This is a genomic window from Rickettsiales bacterium, from assembly GCA_029252805.1.
In the GTDB taxonomy this organism is placed as follows: Bacteria; Pseudomonadota; Alphaproteobacteria; order Rickettsiales; family JALZUV01; genus JALZUV01.
In genome coordinates, this window is the sequence record JAQXAR010000041.1 from 46,024 (window position 1) to 71,460 (window position 25,437).

Sequence of the window (25,437 nt, forward strand, 5' to 3'; positions counted from 1 at the left end):
ATTTACCCTATGAATACTCCCGCTCCCGCTCTGACTGATACTGATTATAAAGTTGCTGATATTTCCCTCGCTGATTGGGGACGTAAAGAAATCTCTATTGCCGAAAGTGAAATGCCAGGTCTGATGGCTTTGCGCACAGAATATGCGGGCAAGAATCCGCTTAAAGGTGCGCGTATTGTTGGGTGTTTGCACATGACGATTCAAACGGCTGTCTTGATCGAAACGCTTACGGCGCTTGGCGCTGAAGTACGTTGGTCATCGTGCAATATCTTTTCAACGCAAGACCAAGCGGCTGCTGCGATTGCGGCGACCGGCGTTCCTGTGTTCGCGTGGAAGGGTGAGACCGAAGAAGAATATGTATGGTGCGTTCGCCAGACGATCGAAGGAAACCCGGATTGGGTTCCGAACCTGATTTTGGATGATGGTGGTGATCTGACGAAGATGATTCATGACGATTATCCGCACATGGTGGCTGGCATTAAAGGCACGTCGGAAGAGACAACGACCGGTGTACTTCGCCTTTACGAAATGGAAAAAGCCGGCACATTGGAAATGCCTGCGATTAACGTGAATGACTCGGTGACAAAATCGAAATTTGATAACCTGTACGGTTGCCGTGAGAGCTTGCCGGATGGTTTGAAGCGGGCGACAGACGTGATGCTTGCCGGTAAACGTGTTCTGGTTGCCGGTTATGGCGATGTGGGTAAAGGTTGTGCCGCGGCGCTTAAAGGTCATGGCGCTCGCGTAACAGTGACTGAGGTTGATCCTATCTGCGCGCTTCAAGCGAGCATGGAAGGCTACGAAGTTCTGACGATGGAAGATGCTGTCGCCACAGCGGATATTTTTGTGACCACGACGGGTAACAAAGACATTATCACGATCGATCATATGCGTGCGATGAAAGATCGTGCGATTGTGTGTAATATTGGTCATTTTGATAATGAGATTCAAGTTGAAGCACTCAGTAACATGAAATGGACTGAGATTAAGCCGCAAGTCGATGAAGTTGAATTTCCGGATGGAAAACGTATCATCTTGTTGGCGAAAGGCCGTTTGGTGAATTTGGGTTGTGCGACAGGTCATCCAAGTTTCGTGATGTCTGCGAGCTTCACCAATCAAGTCATGGCGCAAATTGAGCTATGGGAAAATTCTGATAATTACGAAAATAAAGTATACGTATTGCCAAAACAGTTGGATGAGAAAGTAGCAATGCTGCACCTTGATCAACTTGGTGTGAAGCTGACGAAGCTAAGCAAAGAGCAAGCTGATTATATTAGTGTGAAGCAAGAAGGGCCATTTAAGCCTGAAACGTATCGTTACTAGGCTTTTTCGTCATAAAAGCTTAACATACTAGAGATTATAGCAGAGCCAAATATCTGCTATAATCTTAGTATGTTAGTAGATTCTTATTATTGGTTTGGTGGTTGAATCCTCCACATTAAACAACGCAGAAACACACCTTTGGCGTAATGGTGTTGGGCGTGATGCCTTGCCTAAAAAACGAGATTTATTGTTAAAGAGCGGCTCGCAAGCGACGGCGCGGCCTGTCACATTTTCTAAAAAGATTCAGCAAAATATCAATTATGCGATGGATAATCCGATTGATTTTGTCACTTCAACCGCCACTTCAATGGCGACCTTTATGGTGGTTAAATCTTTTGCAATACAGGCCCTGTTAGGGGTTGCGCTTGGACCTTTTGCGACACCGATTGTTGCGGGTATGCTAGCCGCAGCCCTGATTACCTCTGTACGTGCGACTGTAAAGCAAACGTCTGCGGCGCAAGAGCGTGTCGCGCAATTGACGGCGGATACAGCAAACCCTCCCTCTGCTGAAGCATTGAGTGTCGCACGGAAAGTGAATGTGAGTAATATTATTGGCGCCGGTGCGATGCATGGTTTGTTCAGTGGTTTAGTGGGCTCTCTGTTTGGGTTTATGGCACTGGAGGTGATGTCCGATGTGAATGCGGAACCTGATGTCACAACACCGCCTGCAGAAGAACCGACGGTGGATGGAGGTGCAGTGGTAGATGGAGGCGTCGTTGATGCTGGGAATACGAAAATTAATGTCACTTCCAATTTAACGTATGATATGGGTGGCACGTTTGGAAATAGTAGCTATAGCACTATTATTGTTGAAGATTTCAAAGATGTGTTGATTCAGCAAGATGCGCAGGGCGGGGGAGTATTAACGCAAGAGGGGTATGCGTTGACGCTAAATGGCCCGCTTTTTGATAACGCCGGTTCTTACGTTGTAAATGGTCAAACGATCCCGACGCGCTATGGCGAAACGGTTGGGATGTTGATTGTGGATGGCGATATACAGCGCCCGTTTGTTGACCCGAGCTTGCCGCGCTTTGATATTGCAAGTGGTGGGATAGAGAATTTCGCAGATGAGAATGGCATTATGGGGAAGATGACGAATGGGGACCCATTTGTAATGACAGCATTGGAGTGGAAAACAACCCCTATTCCAGCAGATAAAATTGATTGGGCCTTCCAAAATGGAGGAGTGCTTTTAGATCAAGATGGTACCTATAGTGTGACGGGGAGTGATAATGTGCATAACCCTAACAATCCGATGACAAGTTCGTTGAAAGAACGCACCGCCATGGGGTTTAATGCAGAGGGTGATTTAGTCATCATCCATGCGGATAAGGTGAATAATTACCATTTAGGGCAAATAGCCGCGCAGCATGGCGCCGTTGATGCGATGTTCCTGGACGGTGCAAATGTGGGATATTCTTTGCCGAGTCACGATATTGAGCAAGGTACAATTTTGGATAACTCAACTGTTTTCCATATTCGATAGTCTCTCTCTCTAACTTCTCATCACAGGCCTGTTATTGCGAATTCCTGCTTGTGAAAGAGCGAGAAATCCTCATGCTGGACCTATGCAGGATATGTGGGTTTATTTATCGTTGGTGGCTGCCTTTTTAGGAGGAGGCGCTGCGGTTATTTTATATTTTTATCAAAAAGGTGGACTGGGCACCGTCGGCAGCGATGCGCGCATTGCGGCGTTGCTCTCATCATCAAATAATTCTTTCTATTACCGGAGTTTGAGTACGGATAGGGAGTGGTTTTCGCGTAAACTTAGGGAGCTATTTTCTCTTCCTGTTTCGACAGAATATGCGCAACTTTTGGCAGAGTTACCTGAAGAGTCTCTGGGGAGTTTAGACGAGAAAATTGAAGCACTCTTAGCGGATGAAGTGTCTAATTTTACAGTAGAAATTGAAGATCCGACGAAAAAACGCTGGTTGGAATGTTATGGTGTGATTGTCGAAGCGGAAGCGGATAAGCATTTAGTACTTTGGTGGAAAGATATTACTGGACGTGCGAAAGATGTGCAACGATTACGCCACGAAAATGAACGTAGCAAACTTGAAATGCGCCAACTGAGTAATATGTTTAATGCATTGCCGATGCCGGTTTGGCAACGAAATGACGATTTAAAGATTCGGTACTGTAATCTAGCATTTTTGGAAGCTTCGGAAGAAACAACCGACCCAAGCGGCGGGGAGTCTTTAGAGATTTACAGTCAAGGTAGTAAGCTTGCAGCTCAAGCACTGAAGACCGGAGGTTCTCAAAATGAGCGCCGCCATGTTGTGCTGAATGGAGAGCGTAAGCTATTTGATTTTATGGAGTTTCCGTGGGAAGATCGTAAGAATCTCACCGGTATTGCATTGGATAAGACCGATATTGAGCAACTGAATGCAAAGCTACAAGATATGCTGGCGACGCAAAGTAATCTGCTGGAAACGATCACCAGCGCAATTGCTATTTTTGGTTCGGATCAGTGTTTGAAATTCTACAATAATGCCTTTGTACGCATGTGGAAATTGGAAGCAAGCTGGCTGAGTCAAAACCCGAAATACGGAGATGTGCTGGAAAAATTGCGTGAGAATCGCATGCTACCTGAGCAAGCAAATTTCCCGGCTTTTAAGCAAAAACGAATTAAAATGTTTACCGGGTTATTGGATCCGAATGAGGAGTTTTATTATCTCCCTGATGGACGTACCGTGCGTCAATTGGCGATTCCAGATGCCTCAGGTGGGATTCTTTTCGCCGATGAAGATGTGACGGATAGGCTGGCATTGGAGCGTTCGTATAATACGCTGATTGCCGTGCAGCGCGAAACGTTGGATCATTTGACGGAAGGCGTTGCGGTATTCGGGCAGGATGGCCGCCTTAAGCTGCATAATCCGGTCTACCGCGAAATGTGGAATTTGAGCGAGAAACTGGCCGAAGCAGAGCCGCATATTAATGATCTGCTTAATAAGCAGCGTTCGCTTTATTATTTTGATGATTGGACGAAATTTAAAAGCCACTTCACGGAAATGCTTTCCGTCCGCAAAACCTCTAAACTACAGATTGAACGCCGTGATGGAAAAGTGTTTGAAGTGATTGCGTTGCCTTTACCCGATGGCCAAACGCTACTCAATTATGTGGATATGACGGATTCAATGCTGGTTGAACGCTCCTTGCGTGAGAAGAATGAAGCGTTGGAAGAAGCGGATCGCCTTAAGAGTGAGTTTCTCGCCAATGTGTCCTATGAGCTTCGCTCACCGCTGACATCGATTCGTGGTTTCTATGAAATGCTGAATCAGGCTTATGTGGGATCGCTCACGGATAAGCAGGCTGAGTATGTGGAAAGTATCGGTACGGCCTCGCAGCATTTGATGAATCTCATTGATGATATTCTTGATATTGCAAGTATTGAGGCCGGTTACTTGCAATTAGATGTAGGCAAGGTGGATGTGTTGCCGATGCTCAATGCAGTGCAAACCATGCTGCGTGATAAGGCGGAAGCTGCGGGACTTAAAATGTCATTTGATTGCCCGATGGATATCGGAAGAATGGATGGTGATCAAAGCCGTTTGAAGCAGGCTATTTTTAACCTGGTAGGCAATGCGATTAAATATACCGATGAGGGTGGCGAAGTGAGTGTCGCGGTGAAAATAGAGAAAAAAGCGAGTGATGAATTTATCCAAATCAGCGTAGAAGATACGGGTATGGGTATTGCTCAGAGCGAGCATGAAGCGGTATTTGATAAGTTTTACCGTAGTGGTTCTGCGAGCCGTAAATCTTCGGGCACGGGACTAGGGCTTGCGATGGTGAAGAGCTTTATCGAGCTGCATGGCGGGCACCTAATATTGGAATCTGAAGAAGGTAAAGGTACGACAATTACTTGCATTCTGCCGCGTAAACAGCCAGAAGATGATATTGTTATCCCATTGCCAACACATGAAAATAAAAATGATCTCAAACACTAATCTTAGCTATATTCTAACCCTCTCTTGTCAGGATGCGCGCGGTATTGTCGCGGCCGTTTCAGGCTTCATTATGAACCATCAGGGCAATGTGATTGACTCGGCGCAGTTTCGTGATGAGTCCACGAATCAGTTTTTCCTGCGTATGGAATTTATGGATGAGGGCGAGGCTTCGATTGAAGCCTTTAAGCAGCAATTTGACGAGCGCATCGCCTCACGTTTTGCAATGCAGTGGCAGTTGGATGAAGCGCAGCATAAGCCGCGCTTATTGTTGATGGTGTCGAAATTCGGGCATTGCCTCTATGATTTATTGCACCGCATGCATACGGGCACATTACCGGTTGAGGTGCCTGCTATTATTTCTAATCATGAGGACCTGCGTGAGGTGGCGGAGTGGTATAAAGTGCCATTTTACCATCTGCCCGTAGGAGAAGATAAGGCCGCGCAAGAAGCGCAGGTGCTTGAGCTCATTGATGAGCATCAGATCGATCTTGTTGTGCTCGCGCGTTACATGCAAATCCTGTCGCAGAATATGTGCGAGCAGCTAGAGGGCAGGGCGATTAACATTCATCACTCGTTTTTGCCGAGTTTTAAAGGCGCACGCCCGTATCATCAGGCGTTTGAGCGTGGGGTGAAGATTATCGGAGCAACGGCGCATTATGTGACAAGCGATCTAGATGAAGGCCCGATTATCGAGCAAGAAGTGACGCGTGTAGATCATAGCTTCAAACCGAAAGAACTAACGGCTGCAGGCCGAGATATTGAGTGCCTAGTGCTTGCCAAAGCGATCAAATATCACATCGAACATCGTGTGATCCGTAATGGCAGCAAGACGGTGGTGTTCCGTTAGAAAGTTTGGTTGCGGGCCAGCTTTAGGCGCTCGACTATTTTGCCTTCGATGAGGTGTGTTTGTAGGATTTCATCAATGTCGGCTTTGCTCGTTGCGCGGTACCAGCATTCCTCGGGGTAGATGACGAGGACGGGGCCGAGTTCGCAGCGATCTAGGCATCCGGCTTTGTTGATACGGACCTTGCCTTTACCGTTTAGCTTGAGGTCTTTGACGCGGGTTTTTAGATGGTCGCGTAATTCTTCGGCATTCTTTTCAGCACAACAGCCGCGAACATGGCCTGTTTCGCGGCGATTGTCGCAGATAAAGACGTGATGTTGGTAGAAGCTTCCCTCAGGCATTAGAGGTAATAATGCATCGCATATTCTAGGAATCTGAGAATAAGAATCAGAACGATAGGCGAGATATCAATGCCATTTAAATCCGGTAAATGCTTGCGAATCGGGCGGAGCATTGGCTCAAGCAAGCGTTCTAGCGCTTGATAGACCGTTGATACAAGGCCTTGATGGCGGTTGAGGATATTAAACGAAATCAAGAAGCTGATGATAATATAAACAAGCAGCGCCATGTTGATGAGCGAGAGAATCGAAGAGACTAGAAAAATGAGTGGGTGTTCCATCGGCCTAACTTAGCGCGAAAAATGTTAAATTCAACCTATTCGCAATTTCCGAGATTGTTTGTGCCATTACACATCCCCCAACCTCGCGGTTGGACATATTCGGCATCATTATCGTAATAAGGGTAGTTTCCGTAGCCTCTTTGGTGTTGAGGCGTGAGAACGTAAGGGTTAGAATTTTCTGCACCCGGGGGAAGCCATTCATAATTATGCCACACTTCGTCATACTTATTCTGTTTGCAGCCGATTAATAGCAGTATGGTCATTAGTATAATTGCGAATCGCATGAATCCTCCTTATTTCTTATAGTCAGCATAAGACGATAAGGAAATGACAAAAATCAATTCGTCGATATTAGTAATTTATTCATTTTTCTTCGCTAATACTCTATCAATAGTTGTAAGAATAGATGCCAAAGGAGGCTTGAAATGACACAAAAGAAAGCAACATTGAGTATTGAAGGTGGCCCTACGATTGAGTTGCCGATTCTGGAAAGTGGAATTGGTCCCGATGTCATTGATATTAGTAAACTCTATAAGGAAACAGATTACTTTACGTTTGACCCCGGTTTTCTAGCGACCGCTTCGTGCGAATCGAAGATTACGTATATTGATGGCGACAAAGGTATCTTGCGCTATCGCGGTTATGATATCGCTGATTTGGCGGAGAATAGTAACTTCATCGAAACGTCGTATTTGTTGTTAGAAGGCGCCTTGCCGACGAAGAAACAATATGACAGTTTTGAACATAATATCACGATGCATACGATGGTGCATGAGCAGCTGGAGTGGTTGTTCCGTGGATTTCCGCGTAATGCGCACCCGATGGCAATCTTGGTAGGAGCGACCGGCTCGCTTTCGGCTTTTTATCATGATTCGATTGATATTTTGAATGATGAAGACCGCGATTTGGCGGTTTATCGTATGATAGCGAAAATGCCAACATTGGCGGCGCTCTCATATAAATACTCGATTGGTATGCCCCCAGTATATCCGAAAAATGAACTCAGCTTTGCGGGTAATTTCTTGCATATGATGTTTGCCAATCCTTGTGAGCCTTATGTAGTGAGCCCAGTTTTGGAAAAAGCGATTGATAAACTGTTTATTCTGCATGCGGATCATGAGCAAAATGCTTCGACTTCAACGGTGCGTTTGGCAGGCTCTTCGGGTGCTAATCCTTTTGCATGTTTGGCGGCAGGTATTGCATCCCTTTGGGGACCGGCACATGGTGGCGCGAATGAAGCGGTACTTGATATGCTGACTGAAATTGGCAGTAAGGATCGTATTCCAGAATTTATCGCACGGGCGAAAGATAAGAATGACCCTTTCCGTCTGATGGGCTTTGGTCATCGTGTTTATAAAAGCTTTGATCCGCGTGCGACGGTGCTGCGTGAGACGTGTCATGAGGTGCTTGAAGAGCTGGGTATTCAAAATGAACCATTGCTTGAAATTGCGATGGAGCTAGAGAAAATTGCGTTAGAAGATGATTACTTCGTGCAGCGTAAGCTTTACCCGAATGTGGATTTCTATTCCGGCATTATTTACCGCGCAATTGGTATTCCGACCATGATGTTTACGGCGATGTTTGCCATCGCCCGTACCGTGGGTTGGGTCGCACAATGGCGTGAGATGATCGAAGAGCCTGATCAACGTATCGGCCGTCCTCGTCAACTCTATACGGGCCCGGACGAGCGAAAATACGTGGCGCTAGATAAACGCTAACACTCGCTGAAACTCAATCACTGTCATCTCCCTCCTTCGCATTGTGCGGGGGAGGGATTTTTGATGCTTCGGATTCACCTCAGAGTGACAGGCTGCGTAAAGAGAAAGCGTTTAGTATTTTTTGAACATGCGTGTTGGGGTGAGGGGTTGGTTCTCTCCCAGTAATTTGCGGTAAACCTGTAAGTTTTCTAACACGCGTTGTACGTAGTTTCGTGTTTCGGAAAAGGGGATTTGCTCCAACCATTTGAGCTGTCCGGCCATATCATTCGGGAAGGGGCCAAACCTCTTTTTCCATTGCACGACACGGCCAGGGCCAGCATTATACCCAGCAATGGCGAGCGGGTATTGACCATCAAATTTTTTGATGAGCCCAGCGAGGTAGTGGCTGCCCAGTTTCATATTATGTTTCGGGTTGCCCAGCATCGAGGTGCTGTGGCTGATGCTATGTTCTTTCGCGACGAGTTTGGCCGTGGAGGGAAGAAGTTGCATCAACCCGCGTGCATTAGCGCTGCTGCTTGCTTTCGGGTTAAACTCACTCTCCTGACGCGTGATGGCGAGCACAAGTGCAGGTTCAACGGCCAGCCCCTGCGGTAGGCTGGGGACAGGGTGGCTGACCGGTTGCAGCCATTCATCTTGGTTTGAGAAGTGATTCTTACCCATACGTACGGCGAGGTGGGGAACGCCAATTTTGCGCGCCGCTTGTGCAATCGCCATCACTTGTTCCGGTTTGTTAAAGCGCTTGGCCATGCCAAGTAAGAACGCATTGACCGAATAGGTTTGATCATAGTTTACAAGCTTACGGATAAGTGGGAGTTGATCGCGTAGGGCGCGTGGTTTGCTTTGTGAAATGCGGGTCTTGCTAATAGGCAGGGTCGTTGCGCTCGATTGCTTGAGTTTAGCGAGTTGGCCGTAGAAGCTCGTGGGATATTTCGCGGCTTCCGCAAACCAGTTGCGGGCGATACTGCTATTGTCATTTGCGGCGGCTGCGAGGCCGGCCCAGAAAGCGCCTCGTGATTTACTGATTGGCGTGCCGACATGCTTATGGAACGTGTAGAAATCCTTATAGGCTTCTGCGGGCTTGTTTAAGAACTGGAGTTGAATCCACCCGCGTAGCCAGAAGAGTTGAGCGCCTACGCCATGTTCTGCATTTTTAACCGGACGGAGGATATTATAAGCGTCGCGGTAGCGTTTTTCGCCAACCGCTTCACGCGCATAATAACGCCAGAGCTTCCACCATTTTTTCGTGTAAGGCACTTTAGCAGGAAGTTGCTTTAGGAGGCCCTCAGCGCTGCGGTGTTGGCGTTTCTTTTTGTGATAATTCACACGAGCAAAAAGCAGGGCAGGGTGTTTTTGGTATCGCTTAGACAATTTTTGAAGCTTGCGTTTTGCGTCGCGGGCACGGGTAATATAGGCAACGCGGACACGTGCGACATCACGGAAGGTTTTGCGTGTATTGACGAGTAGGCTACTGGCACGAGTCGCTTCATTATCCCAAAGGAGGCGGTCGGCTCTGGCTTCGAATAATTTTTGGGTGAGGCGTTCGCTGTATTTTACTTTGAGGCGCTTTTGTTCAGTAGCTGTGAAGCTACCATGAACCCAGGCATAGGTGAAGAGGTCTTGCTTTTCGCCACTCAGTTTGCGCCAGCGTCGTTCATCCGACATAGTGAAACCTTCAAGCAAGAAAGCCTCTGCCGCGCGCGCGCCAAGGCGGTCATGTTCAGGCCAGTCTTGATGCGATTCCATAAAACGCAGCGTTTGCTTGGAGCTGCCACGACCGTCCCTGCTGCGTAATTTGCGCCACAGGACGTAGTCTTTCATGTAGTTCTGACACGTCGCTTCCGCCGCGTTGAGTGCTGTCGTCCAGTCTTTCTTATCTGCGGCTTTAAAGGCGCGTTGGAAGTTATCGGCCTGTGCCGCTTGAGAAAAGAATAAGGATATAAGTAAAATAAATAGCAATCGCATCTGATAGCTATAGAGCAAAGAAAAAAGGCAGCCAACCAGTGACTGCCTTTTCTCCACAAGTTTCTTTCGAAACGTTTTAGTGTGCGAGTAGTGCTAGCAATAGAATTGCCGTGATATTCGCAATTTTGATCATCGGGTTAATCGCAGGACCAGCCGTATCTTTATACGGATCGCCTACAGTATCACCGGTGATTGCAGCTTTATGAGCTTCAGAGCCCTTACCACCACAGTTACCTTCTTCGATGTATTTCTTGGCATTGTCCCAAGCACCACCGCCGGCTGTCATTGAAAGGGCGACGAAGAGACCCGTTACAATGATACCCATCAGCATCGCGCCAAGGCTAGCAAAGGCTGCCGCTTGACCGCCTACTTCATTGACGATGAAGTAAAGGGCTACCGGCGCAACGATTGGAAGCAATGAAGGAATGATCATTTCTTTAATCGCTGCTTTGGTTAGTAAGTCAACCGCACGGCTATAATCTGGCTTCGCTTTGCCTGTCATAATGCCTTTGATTTCCTTGAATTGGCGACGAACCTCAACCACAACGCTACCCGCTGCGCGGCCCACTGCCATCATGCCCAAGGCACCAAATAGGTACGGCAACATGCCACCCATAAAGAGACCAATTACGACATAAGGATCAGATAGGTTAAACTGTACATCGAGATCTGGGAAATAGTGTTTCAGATCTTCGGTGTAAGCGGCGAACAATACAAGTGCAGCAAGACCGGCAGAAGCAATGGCGTAACCTTTAGTCACTGCTTTTGTGGTGTTACCAACTGCATCAAGCGCATCGGTTGTTGTGCGAACCTTCGCAGGAAGTTCCGCCATCTCAGCAATACCGCCAGCATTATCTGTCACTGGGCCGTAAGCATCAAGTGCAACTACCATCCCCGCAAGTGCAAGCATGGTTGTTGCGGCGATACCAATACCGAACACACCACAATTGAGGTATGCCGCGATAATTGCCACAGAGATCAAAACAACTGGAACAGCCGTAGCTTCCATCGAAACCGCAAGACCTTGAATCACGTTAGTACCGTGACCTGTCTCAGACGCTTCCGCGATGCTTTTTACCGGACGGAATGACGTTGAAGTATAATACTCCGTCACCCACACGATAAGGGCAGTCAGGATTAAACCAACAAGCGCACAGTTAAAGATCTGCGCACCGGTGAAGCTTAATTCGTCAATCGTAAAGATGGTTTCTAGGCCGAGGAGTTTATCCGTAAGGAAGTAGATACCCACTGCGGATAGAATCGCCGTCGCGAAGAAGCCTTTATAAAGCGCCTTCATGATGTTGCCATCGCTACCGAGACGTACGAAGAAGGTGCCGATAATAGAAGTCACGATACATACCGCGCCAATACTAAGGATATATTCCATCATGATCGCCGCCGTGTCGCCTGTGACGAAGAAAATCGTCGAAAGCAGCATGGTTGCGACGATGGTCACCGCATAAGTCTCAAATAAATCAGCGGCCATGCCTGCACAGTCACCGACGTTATCACCGACGTTATCCGCAATAACTGCAGGGTTGCGGGGATCATCTTCTGGAATACCAGCTTCGACTTTACCGACGAGGTCAGCACCGACATCCGCACCTTTGGTGAAGATACCGCCGCCCAAACGAGCAAAGATAGAAATGAGTGATGCACCAAAGCTTAAAGCGACTAAGGCTTCCATAATCGCGCGTTGGTCAATGCCGATATTCTTCAGGTAGAAGTAATATCCTGCTACACCGATAAGGCCGAGACCTACGACGAGCATACCCGTCACAGCACCTGCACGGAAGGCAAGTGTCAATGCACCGGCCAAACCTTTACGGGCTGCTTCGGTGGTACGCACATTTGCGCGAACGGAAATGTTCATACCGATATAACCGGCAACGCCTGAGAAGATCGCACCAATTGCAAAGCCGATGGCTACATATTCGCCGAGCTGTGTGCCCAGTAGAATGCAGATAATCACACCCACACCGGTGATGGTTATATATTGACGGTTAAGGTAAGCATTGGCACCTTCTTGAATCGCAGAGGCAATCTCTACCATTTTTTTAGTACCGGTTTCAGCAGCGATGATCTGCTTGCCGGCAATCAGACCATACAATAATGCAAGTCCTCCTGCGGCAAGAATCAGCCACTCAGTTTGTGTAAGAGCATCCATGTTTTTTCTCCCTGATGGTTGTTCTTTTTCTTTTCCTTCCCAAAGGATAGAAAGGAATTGATAGAATCAATGGCAGAGGGAAGTGGTTACCGCAAGTGAAAATCTATTTGGCGACTGCAGCAGCTAGTTTTTCAGGGTGGGTGAGGCCGAGAAACTCTTGTTTAAGCTCACCTTTTTCGAAAATTGCGAAGTAAGGAATGCCTCCGCTGAAGCTGCCTCCACGCTCTTTAAGGTAGTCGATTAGCTTGCTATCGCCTTGGTAGATATAGGGGGTGAAGGGTACGCCGTTTTTGCTATTAATATATTTGGCAAAGGCGCTTGGTTTTTTATCGGTTGAAACTGCGATCATGTTGGCCAGCGGGTATTTCTCATGGAATGTTTTGAAGCCAGCAATCTGCTTTTGGCAATAAGGGCACCATGATGCATACAGAAAGAGGATGCGCGGCTTATCCGCGTTTAGGAAGCTTTTGATTTCGTCTAGGCGAATGGCTTCAATTCCGGCAGGAAGCGCGTGCGCCTCGGAGATGCCTGAGAAGGATGAGGAGTGACCGTTAAAGTAAGTCCAACCCGAAAAAACTAAAAAGGCGAGGGCCAAGTAAGGAAGAATTCTACGCATGTCTTGCATCTTAGTTTGGCTGGGCTTAGAAGTACATGCGAAAATGACGAATGAACATTCGTTATTGCGAGGAGCGTTAAGCGATGCGGCAACCTAGAGGTTTTACCGAGTCGCTCTGGATTGCTTCGCTTCGCTCGCAATGACGAAAGAAAGAGCAGAGCATGTCTAAAGTAAATAAAGTGGTTTTGGCCTATTCAGGTGGTTTGGATACTTCGGTGATCCTTAAATGGCTGCAAGATGAATATAATTGCGAAGTGATTACCTTTACCGCTGATTTAGGGCAAGGTGGAGAGATTGAACCCGCACGCGAAAAAGCAAAACGCGCCGGTGTGGAGCATATTTATATTGAAAATCTGCGTGAAGAATTTGTACGTGATTATGTGTTCCCAATGTTCCGCGCGAACCCGCTTTATGAAGGCTATTACATGCTCGGTACGTCGATTGCACGTCCCTTGATTGCGAAGCGTCAGGTGGAGATTGCTGCGGAAATTGGTGCGGATGCGGTCTCACATGGTGCGACGGGTAAGGGTACGGACCAAGTGCGTTTTGAGTTGGCTTATTATGCGCTCAACCCAGACATTCAGGTGATCGCACCGTGGCGTGAGTGGGGGCTAAACTCTCGTACGAAGCTGCTCGCCTATGCACGCGAGCATAATATTGAAATTCCAAGCGATAAAGAGAATGAACCGCCTTATTCAACGGACGGCAATTTGCTGCATATTTCGTACGAAGGTAAATCGCTCGAAGATCCGTGGGTAGCACCGCCGAAAGGCATGTGCCAATGGGTGAAGTCATTGCAGGATGCGCCGGATGAACCGACTGAAGTCTTTATCGATTTTGAAAAAGGTGACCCCGTTGCTATTAATGGTGAGGCGTTGTCTCCGGCATCTCTGCTATCGAAATTGAATGATTTGGGTGCGGCCAATGGTGTCGGTATTTTGGATCTGGTAGAAAATCGTTATGTAGGCATGAAAGTGCGCGGCGTTTACGAAACACCGGGTGGAACGATTCTGTATCATGCACGTCGTGGCTTAGAGAGCCTCACACTTGATCGTGAAGTGCAGCATATGAAAGATGAAATGGCGCCACGTTACGCGAAGCTTGTTTATAACGGGTTCTGGTTCAGCCCCGAGCGCGAAATGATGCAGGCGGCGATCGATAAGACGCAGGAATATGTCACCGGTACAGTACGTTTAGTGCTTTATAAGGGTAATGTCATGGTCAACGGACGTAAGTCACCTAATTCACTCTTTGATGAAGCGATTGCTACTTTCGAGGAAGATGAAGTCTATGATCAGGGCGACGCAGCAGGCTTTATTAAGTTGAATGCACTGCGCTTACGTACTCGCAAGCGTTTAGGACAATTTTAACCTCAAAACCTTAACTGAACTGTAATATTTTTTGGTTATACTTAAGGTATGGTAGGGAACATACATGCTCCAATGAAAGGTTTCGAACGACTCGATCAAGAGGCGGTTGAGGAGTTCTCTCACACTAATATACAGGATTTTACGCAGGCAGGGTCCGCTCCAGCAGATGATCAGCCCGCACCAGACACTCAATCGCAAAAAGATATTGATTACGAGGCGTTTATCCAAAAAGTGGGTGCGATTGCAACGCGCAGGGGGTCTTATCAAGAAATTGCGGATCTGTTAGGGAACTATCCTTCATTGGGCTCACAAGCTCAAAAGCTCATGGATGACGTTAGAGAGGCTTATCCTGACTTACCGGAAGATCAAGCGGCTGTGGATGCAGAGGTTCAAGCAACAAACCAATCCATTGCAGGTATATTAGGTGTAGGCGGTCAGGACGAAGAAAAAGACGATAACACGATGGTCAAGGTGGCTGCAGCGCTTGTAGGTGCCACTGCTGTAGGCGGTATGCTGGCAGGCTTATTCGGCGGCGAAAATGAAAAATATAAGCAAGGTGCGTCAGCTTTGTTGGGGGCTAATGCCGCACAAGCAGATTCGATCGGTGCATTTTTGATGGGATCAGGCAATATCTTAGGGGCAGGGGACGTTGCTGGCTCTCCTTTGGATGTTCAGAAATCATATGGTCTGCCGGGGCAGCAACGCACAAATGGCGGCGTAGGGTCTTTGCTTTCATAACAAAACACGCATCTAATCGTTGCACTCATTCTTAAGCTCTGCTAATTCTTATCCTGAAATAATAAGAACAAAAGTTTAAGGGTAAAAGGCTATGGCCGAAGAATCCAACATGGCGCTCTCGCCGCAAATCTCTATCGAAGAAGAAATGAAGAAATCGTACCTCGATTACGCGATGAGCGTGATCGTGAGTCGTGCGATTCCGGATGCGCGTGATGGCTTGAAGCCGGTGCATCGTCGTATTTTATTCGGGATGATGGAAATTGGTTCTGATTGGAATAAACCTTTCAAGAAATCCGCTCGTATCGTCGGTGACGTGATGGGTAAGTATCACCCACATGGTGATAGCGCGATTTATGACTCGCTCGTGCGTATGGCGCAGGATTTCTCAATGCGTTTGCCATTGGTCGATGGGCAAGGTAACTTTGGCTCGATGGATGGTGATCCTCCAGCAGCAATGCGTTATACGGAATCTCGTTTGGCGAAGGTCTCGCATCACTTGCTAGAAGACCTCGATAAAGGCACGGTTGAGTATCAAGAAAATTACGATGGCAACGAAAAAGAGCCAACGGTTCTTCCGGCTGAATTTCCGAATCTAATGGCCAATGGTGCCAATGGTATCGCGGTGGGTATGGCAACGAATATCCCGCCCCATAATTTAGGCGAATTGCTGGATGCTTGCGAAGCATTGGTCGCAAAGCCTGATCTGACGGCATTGGAGTTGATGGAATATGTCCCAGCGCCAGATTTCCCAACGGGCGGTATCATCCTTGGTCGTAGTGGTAGTCTTTCGGCACTGACCACAGGTCGTGGCTCGGTTATTATGCGTGCGAAAACGGATATGGAAACCATGGATAATGGCCGTATCGCCATTATCGTGACGGAAGTTCCTTATCAGGTGAATAAGGCGAAGCTGCAAGAGCGTATCGCTGAGTTGGTGCGTGATAAGAAGCTTGAAGGCATCGCCGATATGCGCGATGAGTCTGATAAGCAAGGCGTGCGCTTGGTGATTGAAACCAAGAAAGACGCAATTGCCGAAATCGTACTCAATAACCTCTTCCGCTTTACGCCGTTGCAAACCAGCTTTGGTTGTAACATGCTGGCACTCGATCACGGTAAGCCGCGTCAGATGAATCTGCGCGATATGCTCGTGAGTTTCGTAGAATTCCGCGAAGAAGTGATGACGCGTCGTGCGCAATTCCAACTGAATAAAGTGCGTGATCGTGCGCATAACTTGATTGGTTTGGCGATTGCGGTGGCCAATATTGATGAAGTGATCAAAGTGATTCGCGCTTCGAAAGATCCCGTGGTAGCGCGTGAAGAATTGATGCGTCGCGATTGGGAAGCGGAATCGGTACGTGCCTTGATCGATCTCGTGCAAGATCGTGGAAATCAGATCGAATCGGGCCGTATCAAATTTACGGAAACGCAAGCGCGTGCAATTCTTGAACTTCGCTTGCAACGCCTAACTGGCCTTGAGCAAGATAAAATTAATGGCGAGTTAGAAGAGCTAGCGGTGGATATTAAGAAGTATCTATCATTGCTTGGAAATCGTGATGAAATGCTCGCATTGATGCTTTCAGAATTCGCAGCGATTAAGGAAGAATTCGCGACTCCGCGCCGCACCATGATTGAAGATAATGAGTTTGAGCATGATATTGAAGATCTGATTGAACGCGAAGATATGGTCGTGACGGTGACACAAAACGGCTACATTAAGCGTGTGCCGTTGGATACATTCCGTTCGCAACGTCGCGGTGGTAAAGGCCGTTCGGCTATGTCTACGCGTGATGAAGATGTGACGACGGAAGTGTTCATGACGAACACGCATACGCCGGTATTGTTCTTCTCATCGAACGGTAAAGTCTACCAGTTGAAGACGTATAAATTGCCGCTAGGAACGGCGCAATCCAAAGGTAAGGCGTTGGTCAATATCTTCCCGCTCGAAAATGGCGAGACGATTCACAGCTTTATGCCATTGCCAGAAGATGAAGCCGATTGGAAAGACATGAATATCATGTTCGCGACCTCTAAAGGTTCGGCACGTCGTAATGATCTTTCTGACTTCCAAAATATTCGTAGTAACGGTAAAATTGCGATTGATTTGGATGAAGGCGAGTCGCTCGTGAATGTGCGTGTCTGCGCGCCGGATCAGCATGTGTTGCTCTCGGCCCGTTCGGGTAAATGTATCCGCTTCCGAGTGGAAGCGATCCGCGTGTTTAAGAGCCGTAAATCAACCGGTGTTCGTGGTATTCGTTTAGCTGAAGGCGACGAGGTGGTCTCAATGTCTATCCTAGATGCTGGGGGGTATACTCGCGAAGAGCGTGAGGCTTATTTGAAAGCCGCGCCATGGAAACATGATGAAGGCGCGGAAATTCCTCAGGTCGATATCTCTGATGAACTCATTACTGAGATGGCGATGCGTGAGCAGTTTATTCTCTCGATGACCGAAAATGGTTACGGCAAGCGTAGTTCTTCTTATGAATATCGCACGACCAACCGTGGCGGTTCGGGGATCACGAATATTGTGACTTCTGAGCGTAATGGTGGTGTGGTCGCAGCGATGCCCATTACCGATGATGGACAGATCATGTTGATGACCGATGGCGGTAAATTGATTCGCTGCCCGGTGCATAATATCCGCGTGGCAGGTCGTAATACGCAAGGCGTGACGATCTTTAAAACTGGTAAAGATGAGAAAGTAGTGTCGGCCATTCGCCTCAATATTTCAGAATCTGATGAAGAGGAAGAGTTGGCGGAAGGCGAAGAAGCGGCAGAAGGCGTTGCGGAAACAGCAACGGCTGAAGTTGCTTCTGAGGCACCGACAGTTACAGAAGAAAATAACGGAGATGAAGAATGAAAAAACTATTTATAATGTTTGCTGCCGCTTTGGCATTGGGTGCGTGTCATATGGATGAGCATGCGGTGGGTGAATCGATCTTTAAAGAAAAAGGAGCCTGTGCCTCACCGTGCAAGAAATCGACCTGTAAAAAGGCGGCGTGCAAATGCTGCAATAAAATGAAAAAAGCTGAACATAGCCATGATAAAGGCGCGTGCGGTTTGCGCAAAGCCGGCAAAAGCAGCAAAAGCCATGCGCATGGTACACGCGCGTGCGGAAGTCATACACATGACAGCGCCACCGGCCACGGCCACGCGCACTAAGTATTAGCATTAAGTGATGCCTCAAAAGCAATTTATGCTCGGTATTGATATTGGAGGCCAGACGGTTAAGTCTGGCTTTTATATCGTTGAGGGCGATAGTCTTGCTCCAAAAGCCAATTGGATTGATCATGCGGAAACGGCCAAAGGGGTCGATGCTCATTCTTCCCAAATTGTCGATATTATTGAGAAATGTGTGGATTTAGCAAAGCCGTTAGAGGGGCAACTCATTGGTGTTGGTATCGCGACTCCGGGGCGTTTTGGTATTGATGGTATTATCAAGCCTGGGACCAATCCAAATGTGGGGCGTTTCGTGAGTGAATTTGATGGTATTCACTTGCGCGGTGAATATGTGCAAGCCATGCAGGCGCGGAATCCAGAGTTCTTAGCCATCCCTTTTAATGTGAAGAATGATGCGAATGCGATGTTGGCGGGGATGATAAAATCGATCCAATCGCTTGAGCGCGAGGACATGTTTGATCATCGCGGGAATATTTTGAAACCGCATTGCGTGACGGATAAATATGTCGGCTTGATCGGGCTTGGAACAGGTCTTGGCCATGCAATTGTGCGTGTTGATACCGATACGCACTACCATTTCGTCACCGATGGGCATGCGAGCAAGCTACGTATTCGTGTCGATAGCGAAGATTTACCAATGCTGCTAGAAGCCGGTGAGGCATTAAAGGTGAAAACAGGACGTGAAGAGCTCATCTTATGTAGCGATGGCACAGTTCGCGCGGAAGATTTATACCGTTCGCCGATGTTGAACGCGATGGCGGGCGTCGAAACCGGCGAAGAGTTGGACATTGATGCGAGCGAACTTCATGCGCAAGTAATCGCGATGGCGGGTAAATATCTCGGGCGTACGATAGCCATTATCCATAGCGGTGAAAATGAAGATATTGAGCCCGCTAACGGCTGGTCCGAAGACGAAAAGAAGTTGGCGGCTAGAACGAGTATTTATCTGTTCGGTGGCGGGCTGGGGCGGAGCCCGTTAGGGTTAAAACTTATTGAATATGCGGATGCGGAGCTGGCCAAACATGGTGTTGACACTATCCGTATGGTGCAAATCCCTGATACGAATGTGGCAACGCGAGCGGCCGCTATTATGGCTTTTGACTCGCTCAAAATGGGTATTAGTGAAGCGATATAGGGTGGGTGCCGACGTTCTTGGCGCAAGCGTGAGGCGCCACAGTCGAAGCATCTTTTACACTAGCTTGAGAAGTTTTGACTCGCTATGCTCGCTCAAGGTGACAACTCAAAGTTAAGGGAAAATATGAAAAATCGCACAGGCATTTACCCAGGAACTTTTGATCCTGTTACGAAGGGACATGAGGATATTATCCTGCGTGCCTGTAAGGTGGTGGATAAGCTTATCATCGGAGTGGCGGAAGATACAGGCAAGTCACCGGCATTTGGTTTGGAGCAGCGGGTCACACTGGTTGAGCAAGAAATTGAACGGCTTGAACTGACCGATAGAGTGACTGTGACAGGGTTTTCCGGCCTATTGGTGAATTTCGCGCGAGAGCAGGGGGCGAGCCTTCTGATTCGTGGGTTGCGTGCGGTCTCGGATTATGAATATGAATTCCAGATGGCCAATATCAATAATAAGTTAGCGCCAGAGCTGGAGACGGTGTTTCTTACCGCATCTGAGGCGACGCACTTTATTTCGTCACGTTTTGTGAAGCAGATTGCCAAGTTAGATGGCGACGTCTCGCATTTTGTGTCTGATAATGTGGCTAAGGCATTGATGAAGATTTAGTGACAGCCTCTTATTATTTGCATTAAACTGACCTATATCTTAAGAAGTAGCGAAATAACACAATTCAGGGAGCTTTTCATGAAAAAACTACTGACCACTCTAACCGTAATAGGAACCTTACTTATGACTTCTACTGCTAACGCCACTGATTTAGAGAACACGCTCTATCTTGAACTTAAAGATGGCCGTGTTGTGATTGAGCTTTTGCCCGAAAAAGCGCCAAACCATGTGAAGCGCATTAAAGAGCTCGCCCGCGAAAAGTTCTATGATGGAATCGTGTTCCATCGTGTGATCGAAGGCTTTATGGCACAAACAGGTGATCCTGATGGTAATGGTACAGGTGGTTCTGGCCAGAAGATAAAAGCTGAATTTAACGATGTGTCTCACACACGTGGCGTGGCTTCAATGGCACGTTCGGCAAGCCCTGATAGCGGTGATAGCCAATGGTTCATCGTATTTGATGACGCGACTTTCCTCGATAAGCAATACACGGCTTGGGGTAAAGTGATCGAAGGCATGGAATATGTGGATCGTATCAAAAAAGGTGATTCTGCTCGCAATGGTGAAGTGTCTGATCCAGATAAGATGATCACGTTGAGCGTTGCTGCTGATGTAGAGGCAAAACTTGCTAAACCTAAGAAAACTGCAAATCCTGCTAAAGCGGCTGCTGCGGCGCAATAGTGCGACTTTCTGATTTTGATTACTCCTTACCTGAGGAGCTAATCGCTCAAGAACCGGCCAGCCCACGTGATGCGTCACGTTTGTTGGCCGTTTCTTCTTTGGGCGAGTTGACGGATAGTACCATCCGCCAATTGCCTGATTTTCTACGCCCTGATGATGTGCTGGTGTTTAACAATACCAAAGTGATTCCCGCTCAGCTTTACGGCAAAAAAGGTGAGGCAGTGATTGGCATTACTTTGCTCAAGCAAGAGCGTGGTAGCGTGTGGGAGTGTTTCGCGAAGCCTGCGCGGAAGTTAAGTGTTGGTGATATTCTTGAATTTGGCACAAGCTTGGAAGCGGAGGCTCTCAGTAAGAATGAGAGCGGAACTGTAGTGCTAAAGTTTAATAAGGCAGATGCGGAGTTCTACAGTGCACTGGATGAGATCGGCCAAATGCCGTTGCCACCTTACATTAAGCGTGCTGAAAAAGACGATTTGGATTTTCTCAATTATCAAACATTGCATGCGAAAGAGCCGGGTGCGGTTGCCGCTCCGACAGCAGGTTTGCATTTTAGTGAAGCGCTGATGGCGGAGGTTCATGCGAAGGGTGTTGAGGTTCAACATGTGACGCTGCATGTTGGGGGAGGAACTTTTTTGCCGGTTCGGGTGGAGGATTTATCCGAACATCAAATGCATTCGGAATGGATGCAGATGAATGAGGCAACGGCCATAGCGCTGAATAAAGCAAAAGCCGAAGGGCGCCGCATTGTAAGTGTTGGCACGACGGCGTTGCGCTGTTTGGAATCCGCTGCAGATGAAGCGGGCATGTTACATGCTCAGCACCGGGAGACGGATATTTTCATTACACCTGGTTATCAATTCCGTGCGGTGGATGCGTTGCTTACGAACTTCCATCTACCTAAATCAACCCTTCTTATGTTGGTAAGCGCGTTTAGCGGAGTGGATGCTATACGCCAAGCCTATGCACATGCCGTGGCGCAGAAATATCGCTTCTTCTCATACGGCGATGCTTGCTTCTTAGAGTGTGCTTAGGCGCTATGGAATGGATTGAAATCATTTTTCTGTTAGGGAGTGCGTTCCTTGCCGGGGTGATTAACTCCGTGGCGGGCGGAGGGACGTTTTTTACGTTTCCGGCACTTATCTTTGTAGGCGTTTCGCCGATTGTTGCGAATGTGACGTCTTCTATTGCAGTATGGCCGGGAGCAGTCGCCAGCGCAGTGGCCTATCGTAAGCAATTGAGGGTGGATAGAAAAGCGGTGCTCGCGTTAAGCTTAACGAGTGTGATGGGCGGTGCGATAGGGGCGGTGGTTTTATTGGTGACACCGGTTCAGATGTTTGAATCGCTTATTCCATGGTTGATGCTGATTGCAACGCTGCTTTTCGCCTTTGGCGATAAGCTTCGTGCGCGACCTGTGGAGCTAGAGCAAGTTAATTTCACTTCACCGAAAAGTATTTTATTGCAGTTGGGGATTGCACTATATGGGGGGTATTTTGGTGCCGGTATCGGGATATTGATGCTGGCGTTGCTCAGCCTGCTTGGCGTGCGTGATATTCATACGATGAATGCCCTAAAGACGGTGCTAGGGAGCGCTATTAATGGTGTTGCGGTGGTTATCTTTCTGTTTAGTGGGATGGTACATTGGCCTTCAGCGGGAGTGATGGTGCTCGCGGCGGTCATCGGTGGTTATGTTGGCGCGCATTACGCCCAAAAAATGCCCAAGCCTGTTGTGAAGCGTTTTGTGATTATCGTGGGAGTGTTAATGACGGCGTGGTTTTTTGGCCGTTAGCAGGTTTTAGCGGCTTGCGCCTTCACCTTCGCTTTGCGAAACACGTTTGGCTTTATTAGCACCACGTACAGGAGGGGTTGCATCTGTCACATGTTGAGGGGCAGTATTTTGAATAGCACCCATATCTTGAAACGCCGCACTTGGAATGGTGTTGATCGAGGCGTATTGTGCATCACCACCGCCTCCGCCGCCGCCTGATGTATCAACGGGGGCCTCGCCAATGGGGGCATGTTGAACATCGCCACCGGCGCCATGAATGCTGCCGCCGAAGGTGAAGCCTAGATCTGCAAAGAAGCTAGTGAGTATGCCGCCGCGAGTATCAAGCATTGAGCTAAAAAGACTTTTGCCTTGTATCGATAGGCCGCTAAACGCGTTGCCGAGGCCAAAGATGGCATCGAACCCACCGGTTGAATGTCCGTTAAGGCCGCCTTTGATGCCGAGCATACGTAGGAATGTGTCAATGAGTGCGCCAGGAGTCTCACCCGCGCCGCCGCCAGCTCCGCCACCGCCGCCAGCGGCACCCATTTGCCCTTGGTTCATGCGATCCATTATACTTGGACCACCACCGCCTTCTGCTGGATCAGCCATAATTTTCATTCCTTTTTTTACCTTCTAATTATAGCAAAGAAATGTGACGGTCTGATGACAACGTAAGGCGGAAACTACTCTCGCCAGAAATGTCCGGTAAAGAGAACAAGGACGGTAAATAATTCGAGTCTACCTACAACCATTCCTATGCAAATCAGCCACTTAGCTCCATCGGGGAGGGTTTGGTAATTACCGGTAGGGCCAATGATCTCACCGAGGCCGGGCCCGACATTCGCTAATGTTTGTGCCGCTGCACTCATAGAAGTGATAAAATCGAGGCCAAAAGCAGAAAGTGCCGTCGCCAAAATCATAAAGCTAAAGGCGAATAAAGTGAAGAAACCGAGCACGGATGCGCTCACACTTTCCGAAATAGGTTTGTGGCCATAGCGCGCGATAAAGACGCCGTGAGGCTGAATAAGTTGATAAAGTTGAACTTTAGCTGTTTCATATAAAACTTTGAAACGGAATATTTTTATTCCACCGCTTGTGGAGCCAGTGCAGCCTCCGACAACGATCAACATGAAGAAAATAAGCGTTGGCGCGCTACCCCAATGTGCGTAATCAGCCGAAACATAGCCCGTAGTCGTAATGATGGATGCAACGTTAAAACTAGCATAACGAAACGCGCGCCAGAATTCATACCCTTGATTGTAAATGAGCCATGCGGTGATGAGCAGAGTCGTGCACACGAGAATGGTGAAGAACCAGCGCACCTGAATATCTTTAAAGAGCGCTAGGGGCTTGCCGCGTATCATCTGATAATAGAGGATAATGGGCAGGGCACCACAAATCATACCAAGGGTAGCGATGGTTTCGATTTCGGCGCTGGCGAAGTGCGCGATAGAGGCGTCATAGTTAGAAAACCCAGCGGTTCCGAGCGTCGTGAGCGCATGGCAAATAGCATCGAATCCACTCATGCCGAAGCTCCAATAAGCTATGGCGCAGATACCTGAAAGAGTGAGGTAAGTCATACCGATGAGTTTGGCCATCTCCCCCGCGCGTGGGATGACTTTGTCGGTTTTATCAGAGGATTCGGTTCTAAAGAGCTGCATGCCACCAATGCGAAGGATCGGTAAAATGGCCATGGCGAGGACGATTACCCCGACGGCGCCTAGTGCTTGCAACAGGCAGCGCCAGAGTAAAATACCGTGGGACATTGTGTCTAAACCGGTCATCACCGTCGCGCCGGTCGTGGTGAGGCCAGAAACCCCTTCAAAGTAGGCGTCAATAAAGGAAGTGGATGGAGCTGATAAGTAAAAGGGGAGGCAGGCAAAGGCGGGTAAAATAAACCAACTGGATGCGGTGAAAAGGAAGGTTTGTCGTAAACTGATAGTGCCGCCATAGCCTCGGTTGGACAGGTATAGGGTGCCGCCAATAAAACCACAAATAAAGGCAGATACGAGAAAGGTCTCCCAGTGACCGTCGTGAAACATGAGATCAACCAGTAACGGAATGATCATTGCCGCACCCAATACCAGCAACAGTAAGCCGTTAATGAGTAAAATAGGGCGGAGTTTAAACATGTTTTTGTCTCAGGTTATTTTCGGAGTAAATCGAAAAATTCTTGGCGTGTGCGCGGGTCGGTGCGGAAGCGGCCAATCATGCGGCTGGTCTGCATGGTTGCGCCTTTTTTGCGAACGCCGCGTGCTGTCATGCATTGATGCGAGGCTTCGACCACGACCGCGACACCCTTAGGCTGCAGCACTTCATCCAGTGCATTGGCGATTTGTGCTGTCATCTTCTCCTGAATTTGGAGGCGACGGGCATAGGCTTCGACTAAACGTGCGAGCTTGCTTAAGCCCACCACTTTATCTTCAGGTAGGTACGCAACGTGAGCGACACCGGTGAATGGCACCATGTGATGTTCGCAATGCGAAACGAATTCGATATCGCGAAGTACGATCATTTCATCGTAATTTTCGACCTCGGAGAAGGTTTTGCTTAAAATATTGTGTGGGTTAGTATCATAGCCTGCAAAGAACTCACCATACGCGCGCAAAACGCGATCAGGGGTTTCCAATAAGCCTTCACGGTCAGGGTTGTCACCCGCCCAGCGGATAAGGGTTTTGACCGCTTCTTCCGCTTCTGTTTTTGATGGTTTGCTCATGCAGCAGGCATAGCAGTTTTCTTAGCGAAAACAAGCATTACAGGTTGATA

22 protein-coding genes and 1 pseudogene are annotated in these 25,437 nt (G+C 48.1%); 14 read left to right on the forward strand and 9 right to left on the reverse strand.

Annotation, left to right across the window (positions count from 1 at the left end):
* Window positions 1–9: 9 nt before the first annotated feature.
* The 4 genes from ahcY to purU all read left to right on the forward strand — a co-directional run bounded on the left by ahcY (window position 10) and on the right by purU (window position 6,117).
* Complete coding sequence (gene ahcY, locus P8P30_08425; GenBank protein MDG1287572.1) at window positions 10–1,323, forward strand: adenosylhomocysteinase; 1,314 nt, start codon at window positions 10–12, stop codon at window positions 1,321–1,323.
* A gap of 97 nt (window positions 1,324–1,420) precedes the next feature.
* Window positions 1,421–2,809, forward strand: coding sequence for a phosphodiester glycosidase family protein (locus P8P30_08430; protein ID MDG1287573.1), 1,389 nt, complete (start codon window positions 1,421–1,423; stop codon window positions 2,807–2,809).
* A gap of 82 nt (window positions 2,810–2,891) precedes the next feature.
* Complete coding sequence (locus P8P30_08435; GenBank protein ID MDG1287574.1) at window positions 2,892–5,270, forward strand: ATP-binding protein; 2,379 nt, start codon at window positions 2,892–2,894, stop codon at window positions 5,268–5,270.
* Window positions 5,242–6,117 (forward strand): formyltetrahydrofolate deformylase, encoded by an 876-nt coding sequence (gene purU, locus P8P30_08440; protein MDG1287575.1) that lies wholly within the window; start codon window positions 5,242–5,244, stop codon window positions 6,115–6,117. The genes P8P30_08435 and purU overlap by 29 nt, the downstream gene beginning before the upstream one ends.
* Here the strand turns inward: purU and P8P30_08445 are convergent.
* Genes P8P30_08445 through P8P30_08455 form a run of 3 tightly spaced genes read right to left on the reverse strand, consistent with a single transcriptional unit; the run spans window position 6,114 to window position 7,017 of the window.
* Window positions 6,114–6,455, reverse strand: coding sequence for a (2Fe-2S) ferredoxin domain-containing protein (locus P8P30_08445; GenBank protein ID MDG1287576.1), 342 nt, complete (start codon window positions 6,453–6,455; stop codon window positions 6,114–6,116). The two genes, purU and P8P30_08445, sit on opposite strands and share 4 nt — an antisense overlap.
* The gene (locus P8P30_08450; protein ID MDG1287577.1) at window positions 6,455–6,733 is read right to left on the reverse strand and encodes a YggT family protein; all 279 of its coding nucleotides are present in this window, start codon (window positions 6,731–6,733) and stop codon (window positions 6,455–6,457) included. The genes P8P30_08445 and P8P30_08450 overlap by 1 nt, the downstream gene beginning before the upstream one ends.
* Window positions 6,734–6,768: 35 nt before the next feature.
* Entirely contained in the window at window positions 6,769–7,017 is a 249-nt protein-coding gene (locus P8P30_08455) for a hypothetical protein (protein ID MDG1287578.1), read from the reverse strand.
* A 141-nt stretch (window positions 7,018–7,158) separates the two neighbouring features.
* Here P8P30_08455 and P8P30_08460 point away from each other — a divergent pair, with 141 nt between their 5' ends.
* On the forward strand, window positions 7,159–8,451 hold the full coding sequence (locus P8P30_08460; protein ID MDG1287579.1) for a citrate synthase: 1,293 nt from the start codon (window positions 7,159–7,161) through the stop codon (window positions 8,449–8,451).
* A gap of 111 nt (window positions 8,452–8,562) precedes the next feature.
* Here P8P30_08460 and P8P30_08465 read toward each other — a convergent pair whose 3' ends face one another.
* The 3 genes from P8P30_08465 to P8P30_08475 all read right to left on the reverse strand — a co-directional run bounded on the left by P8P30_08465 (window position 8,563) and on the right by P8P30_08475 (window position 13,196).
* A complete protein-coding gene (locus P8P30_08465; GenBank protein MDG1287580.1) occupies window positions 8,563–10,413 on the reverse strand; it encodes a lytic transglycosylase domain-containing protein in 1,851 nt (616 codons plus the stop codon).
* Between the two features lie 76 nt (window positions 10,414–10,489).
* Window positions 10,490–12,580 (reverse strand): sodium-translocating pyrophosphatase, encoded by a 2,091-nt coding sequence (locus tag P8P30_08470; GenBank protein MDG1287581.1) that lies wholly within the window; start codon window positions 12,578–12,580, stop codon window positions 10,490–10,492.
* A gap of 103 nt (window positions 12,581–12,683) precedes the next feature.
* Entirely contained in the window at window positions 12,684–13,196 is a 513-nt protein-coding gene (locus P8P30_08475; protein ID MDG1287582.1) for a thioredoxin-like domain-containing protein, read from the reverse strand.
* 161 nt (window positions 13,197–13,357) lie between these two features.
* Between P8P30_08475 and P8P30_08480 the strand changes: the two genes are divergently transcribed.
* From P8P30_08480 to P8P30_08520, 9 genes and pseudogenes are all read left to right on the forward strand, one after another.
* Window positions 13,358–14,566 carry an argininosuccinate synthase gene (locus tag P8P30_08480; GenBank protein ID MDG1287583.1) on the forward strand — a complete coding sequence of 403 codons (1,209 nt, stop codon included), beginning with the start codon at window positions 13,358–13,360 and terminating at the stop codon, window positions 14,564–14,566.
* A 48-nt stretch (window positions 14,567–14,614) separates the two neighbouring features.
* Window positions 14,615–15,304, forward strand: coding sequence for a hypothetical protein (locus P8P30_08485; GenBank protein MDG1287584.1), 690 nt, complete (start codon window positions 14,615–14,617; stop codon window positions 15,302–15,304).
* 91 nt (window positions 15,305–15,395) lie between these two features.
* Window positions 15,396–18,086 (forward strand): annotated as a pseudogene (gene gyrA, locus P8P30_08490) (DNA gyrase subunit A).
* A 71-nt stretch (window positions 18,087–18,157) separates the two neighbouring features.
* Window positions 18,158–18,463, forward strand: a complete 306-nt coding sequence (locus P8P30_08495) for a hypothetical protein (protein MDG1287585.1) — start codon at window positions 18,158–18,160, stop codon at window positions 18,461–18,463.
* Between the two features lie 16 nt (window positions 18,464–18,479).
* Complete coding sequence (locus P8P30_08500) at window positions 18,480–19,616, forward strand: hypothetical protein (GenBank protein MDG1287586.1); 1,137 nt, start codon at window positions 18,480–18,482, stop codon at window positions 19,614–19,616.
* Between the two features lie 84 nt (window positions 19,617–19,700).
* Window positions 19,701–20,225, forward strand: coding sequence for a pantetheine-phosphate adenylyltransferase (gene coaD / locus P8P30_08505; GenBank protein ID MDG1287587.1), 525 nt, complete (start codon window positions 19,701–19,703; stop codon window positions 20,223–20,225).
* A gap of 78 nt (window positions 20,226–20,303) precedes the next feature.
* Window positions 20,304–20,906, forward strand: coding sequence for a peptidylprolyl isomerase (locus tag P8P30_08510; protein ID MDG1287588.1), 603 nt, complete (start codon window positions 20,304–20,306; stop codon window positions 20,904–20,906).
* A complete protein-coding gene (gene queA / locus P8P30_08515) occupies window positions 20,906–21,937 on the forward strand; it encodes a tRNA preQ1(34) S-adenosylmethionine ribosyltransferase-isomerase QueA (GenBank protein ID MDG1287589.1) in 1,032 nt (343 codons plus the stop codon). The genes P8P30_08510 and queA overlap by 1 nt, the downstream gene beginning before the upstream one ends.
* A 5-nt stretch (window positions 21,938–21,942) precedes the next feature.
* Window positions 21,943–22,692 carry a sulfite exporter TauE/SafE family protein gene (locus P8P30_08520; GenBank protein ID MDG1287590.1) on the forward strand — a complete coding sequence of 250 codons (750 nt, stop codon included), beginning with the start codon at window positions 21,943–21,945 and terminating at the stop codon, window positions 22,690–22,692.
* A gap of 6 nt (window positions 22,693–22,698) precedes the next feature.
* On the opposite strand, the gene P8P30_08525 is transcribed toward P8P30_08520, so the two are convergent.
* The 3 genes from P8P30_08525 to folE form a co-directional block, all read right to left on the reverse strand.
* Window positions 22,699–23,280: a hypothetical protein gene (locus tag P8P30_08525; GenBank protein MDG1287591.1), complete on the reverse strand. Its 582-nt coding sequence runs from the start codon at window positions 23,278–23,280 to the stop codon at window positions 22,699–22,701.
* 74 nt (window positions 23,281–23,354) lie between these two features.
* The gene (locus P8P30_08530) at window positions 23,355–24,803 is read right to left on the reverse strand and encodes a TrkH family potassium uptake protein (GenBank protein ID MDG1287592.1); all 1,449 of its coding nucleotides are present in this window, start codon (window positions 24,801–24,803) and stop codon (window positions 23,355–23,357) included.
* Between the two features lie 14 nt (window positions 24,804–24,817).
* On the reverse strand, window positions 24,818–25,387 hold the full coding sequence (gene folE / locus P8P30_08535; protein MDG1287593.1) for a GTP cyclohydrolase I FolE: 570 nt from the start codon (window positions 25,385–25,387) through the stop codon (window positions 24,818–24,820).
* Window positions 25,388–25,437 lie beyond the last annotated feature (50 nt).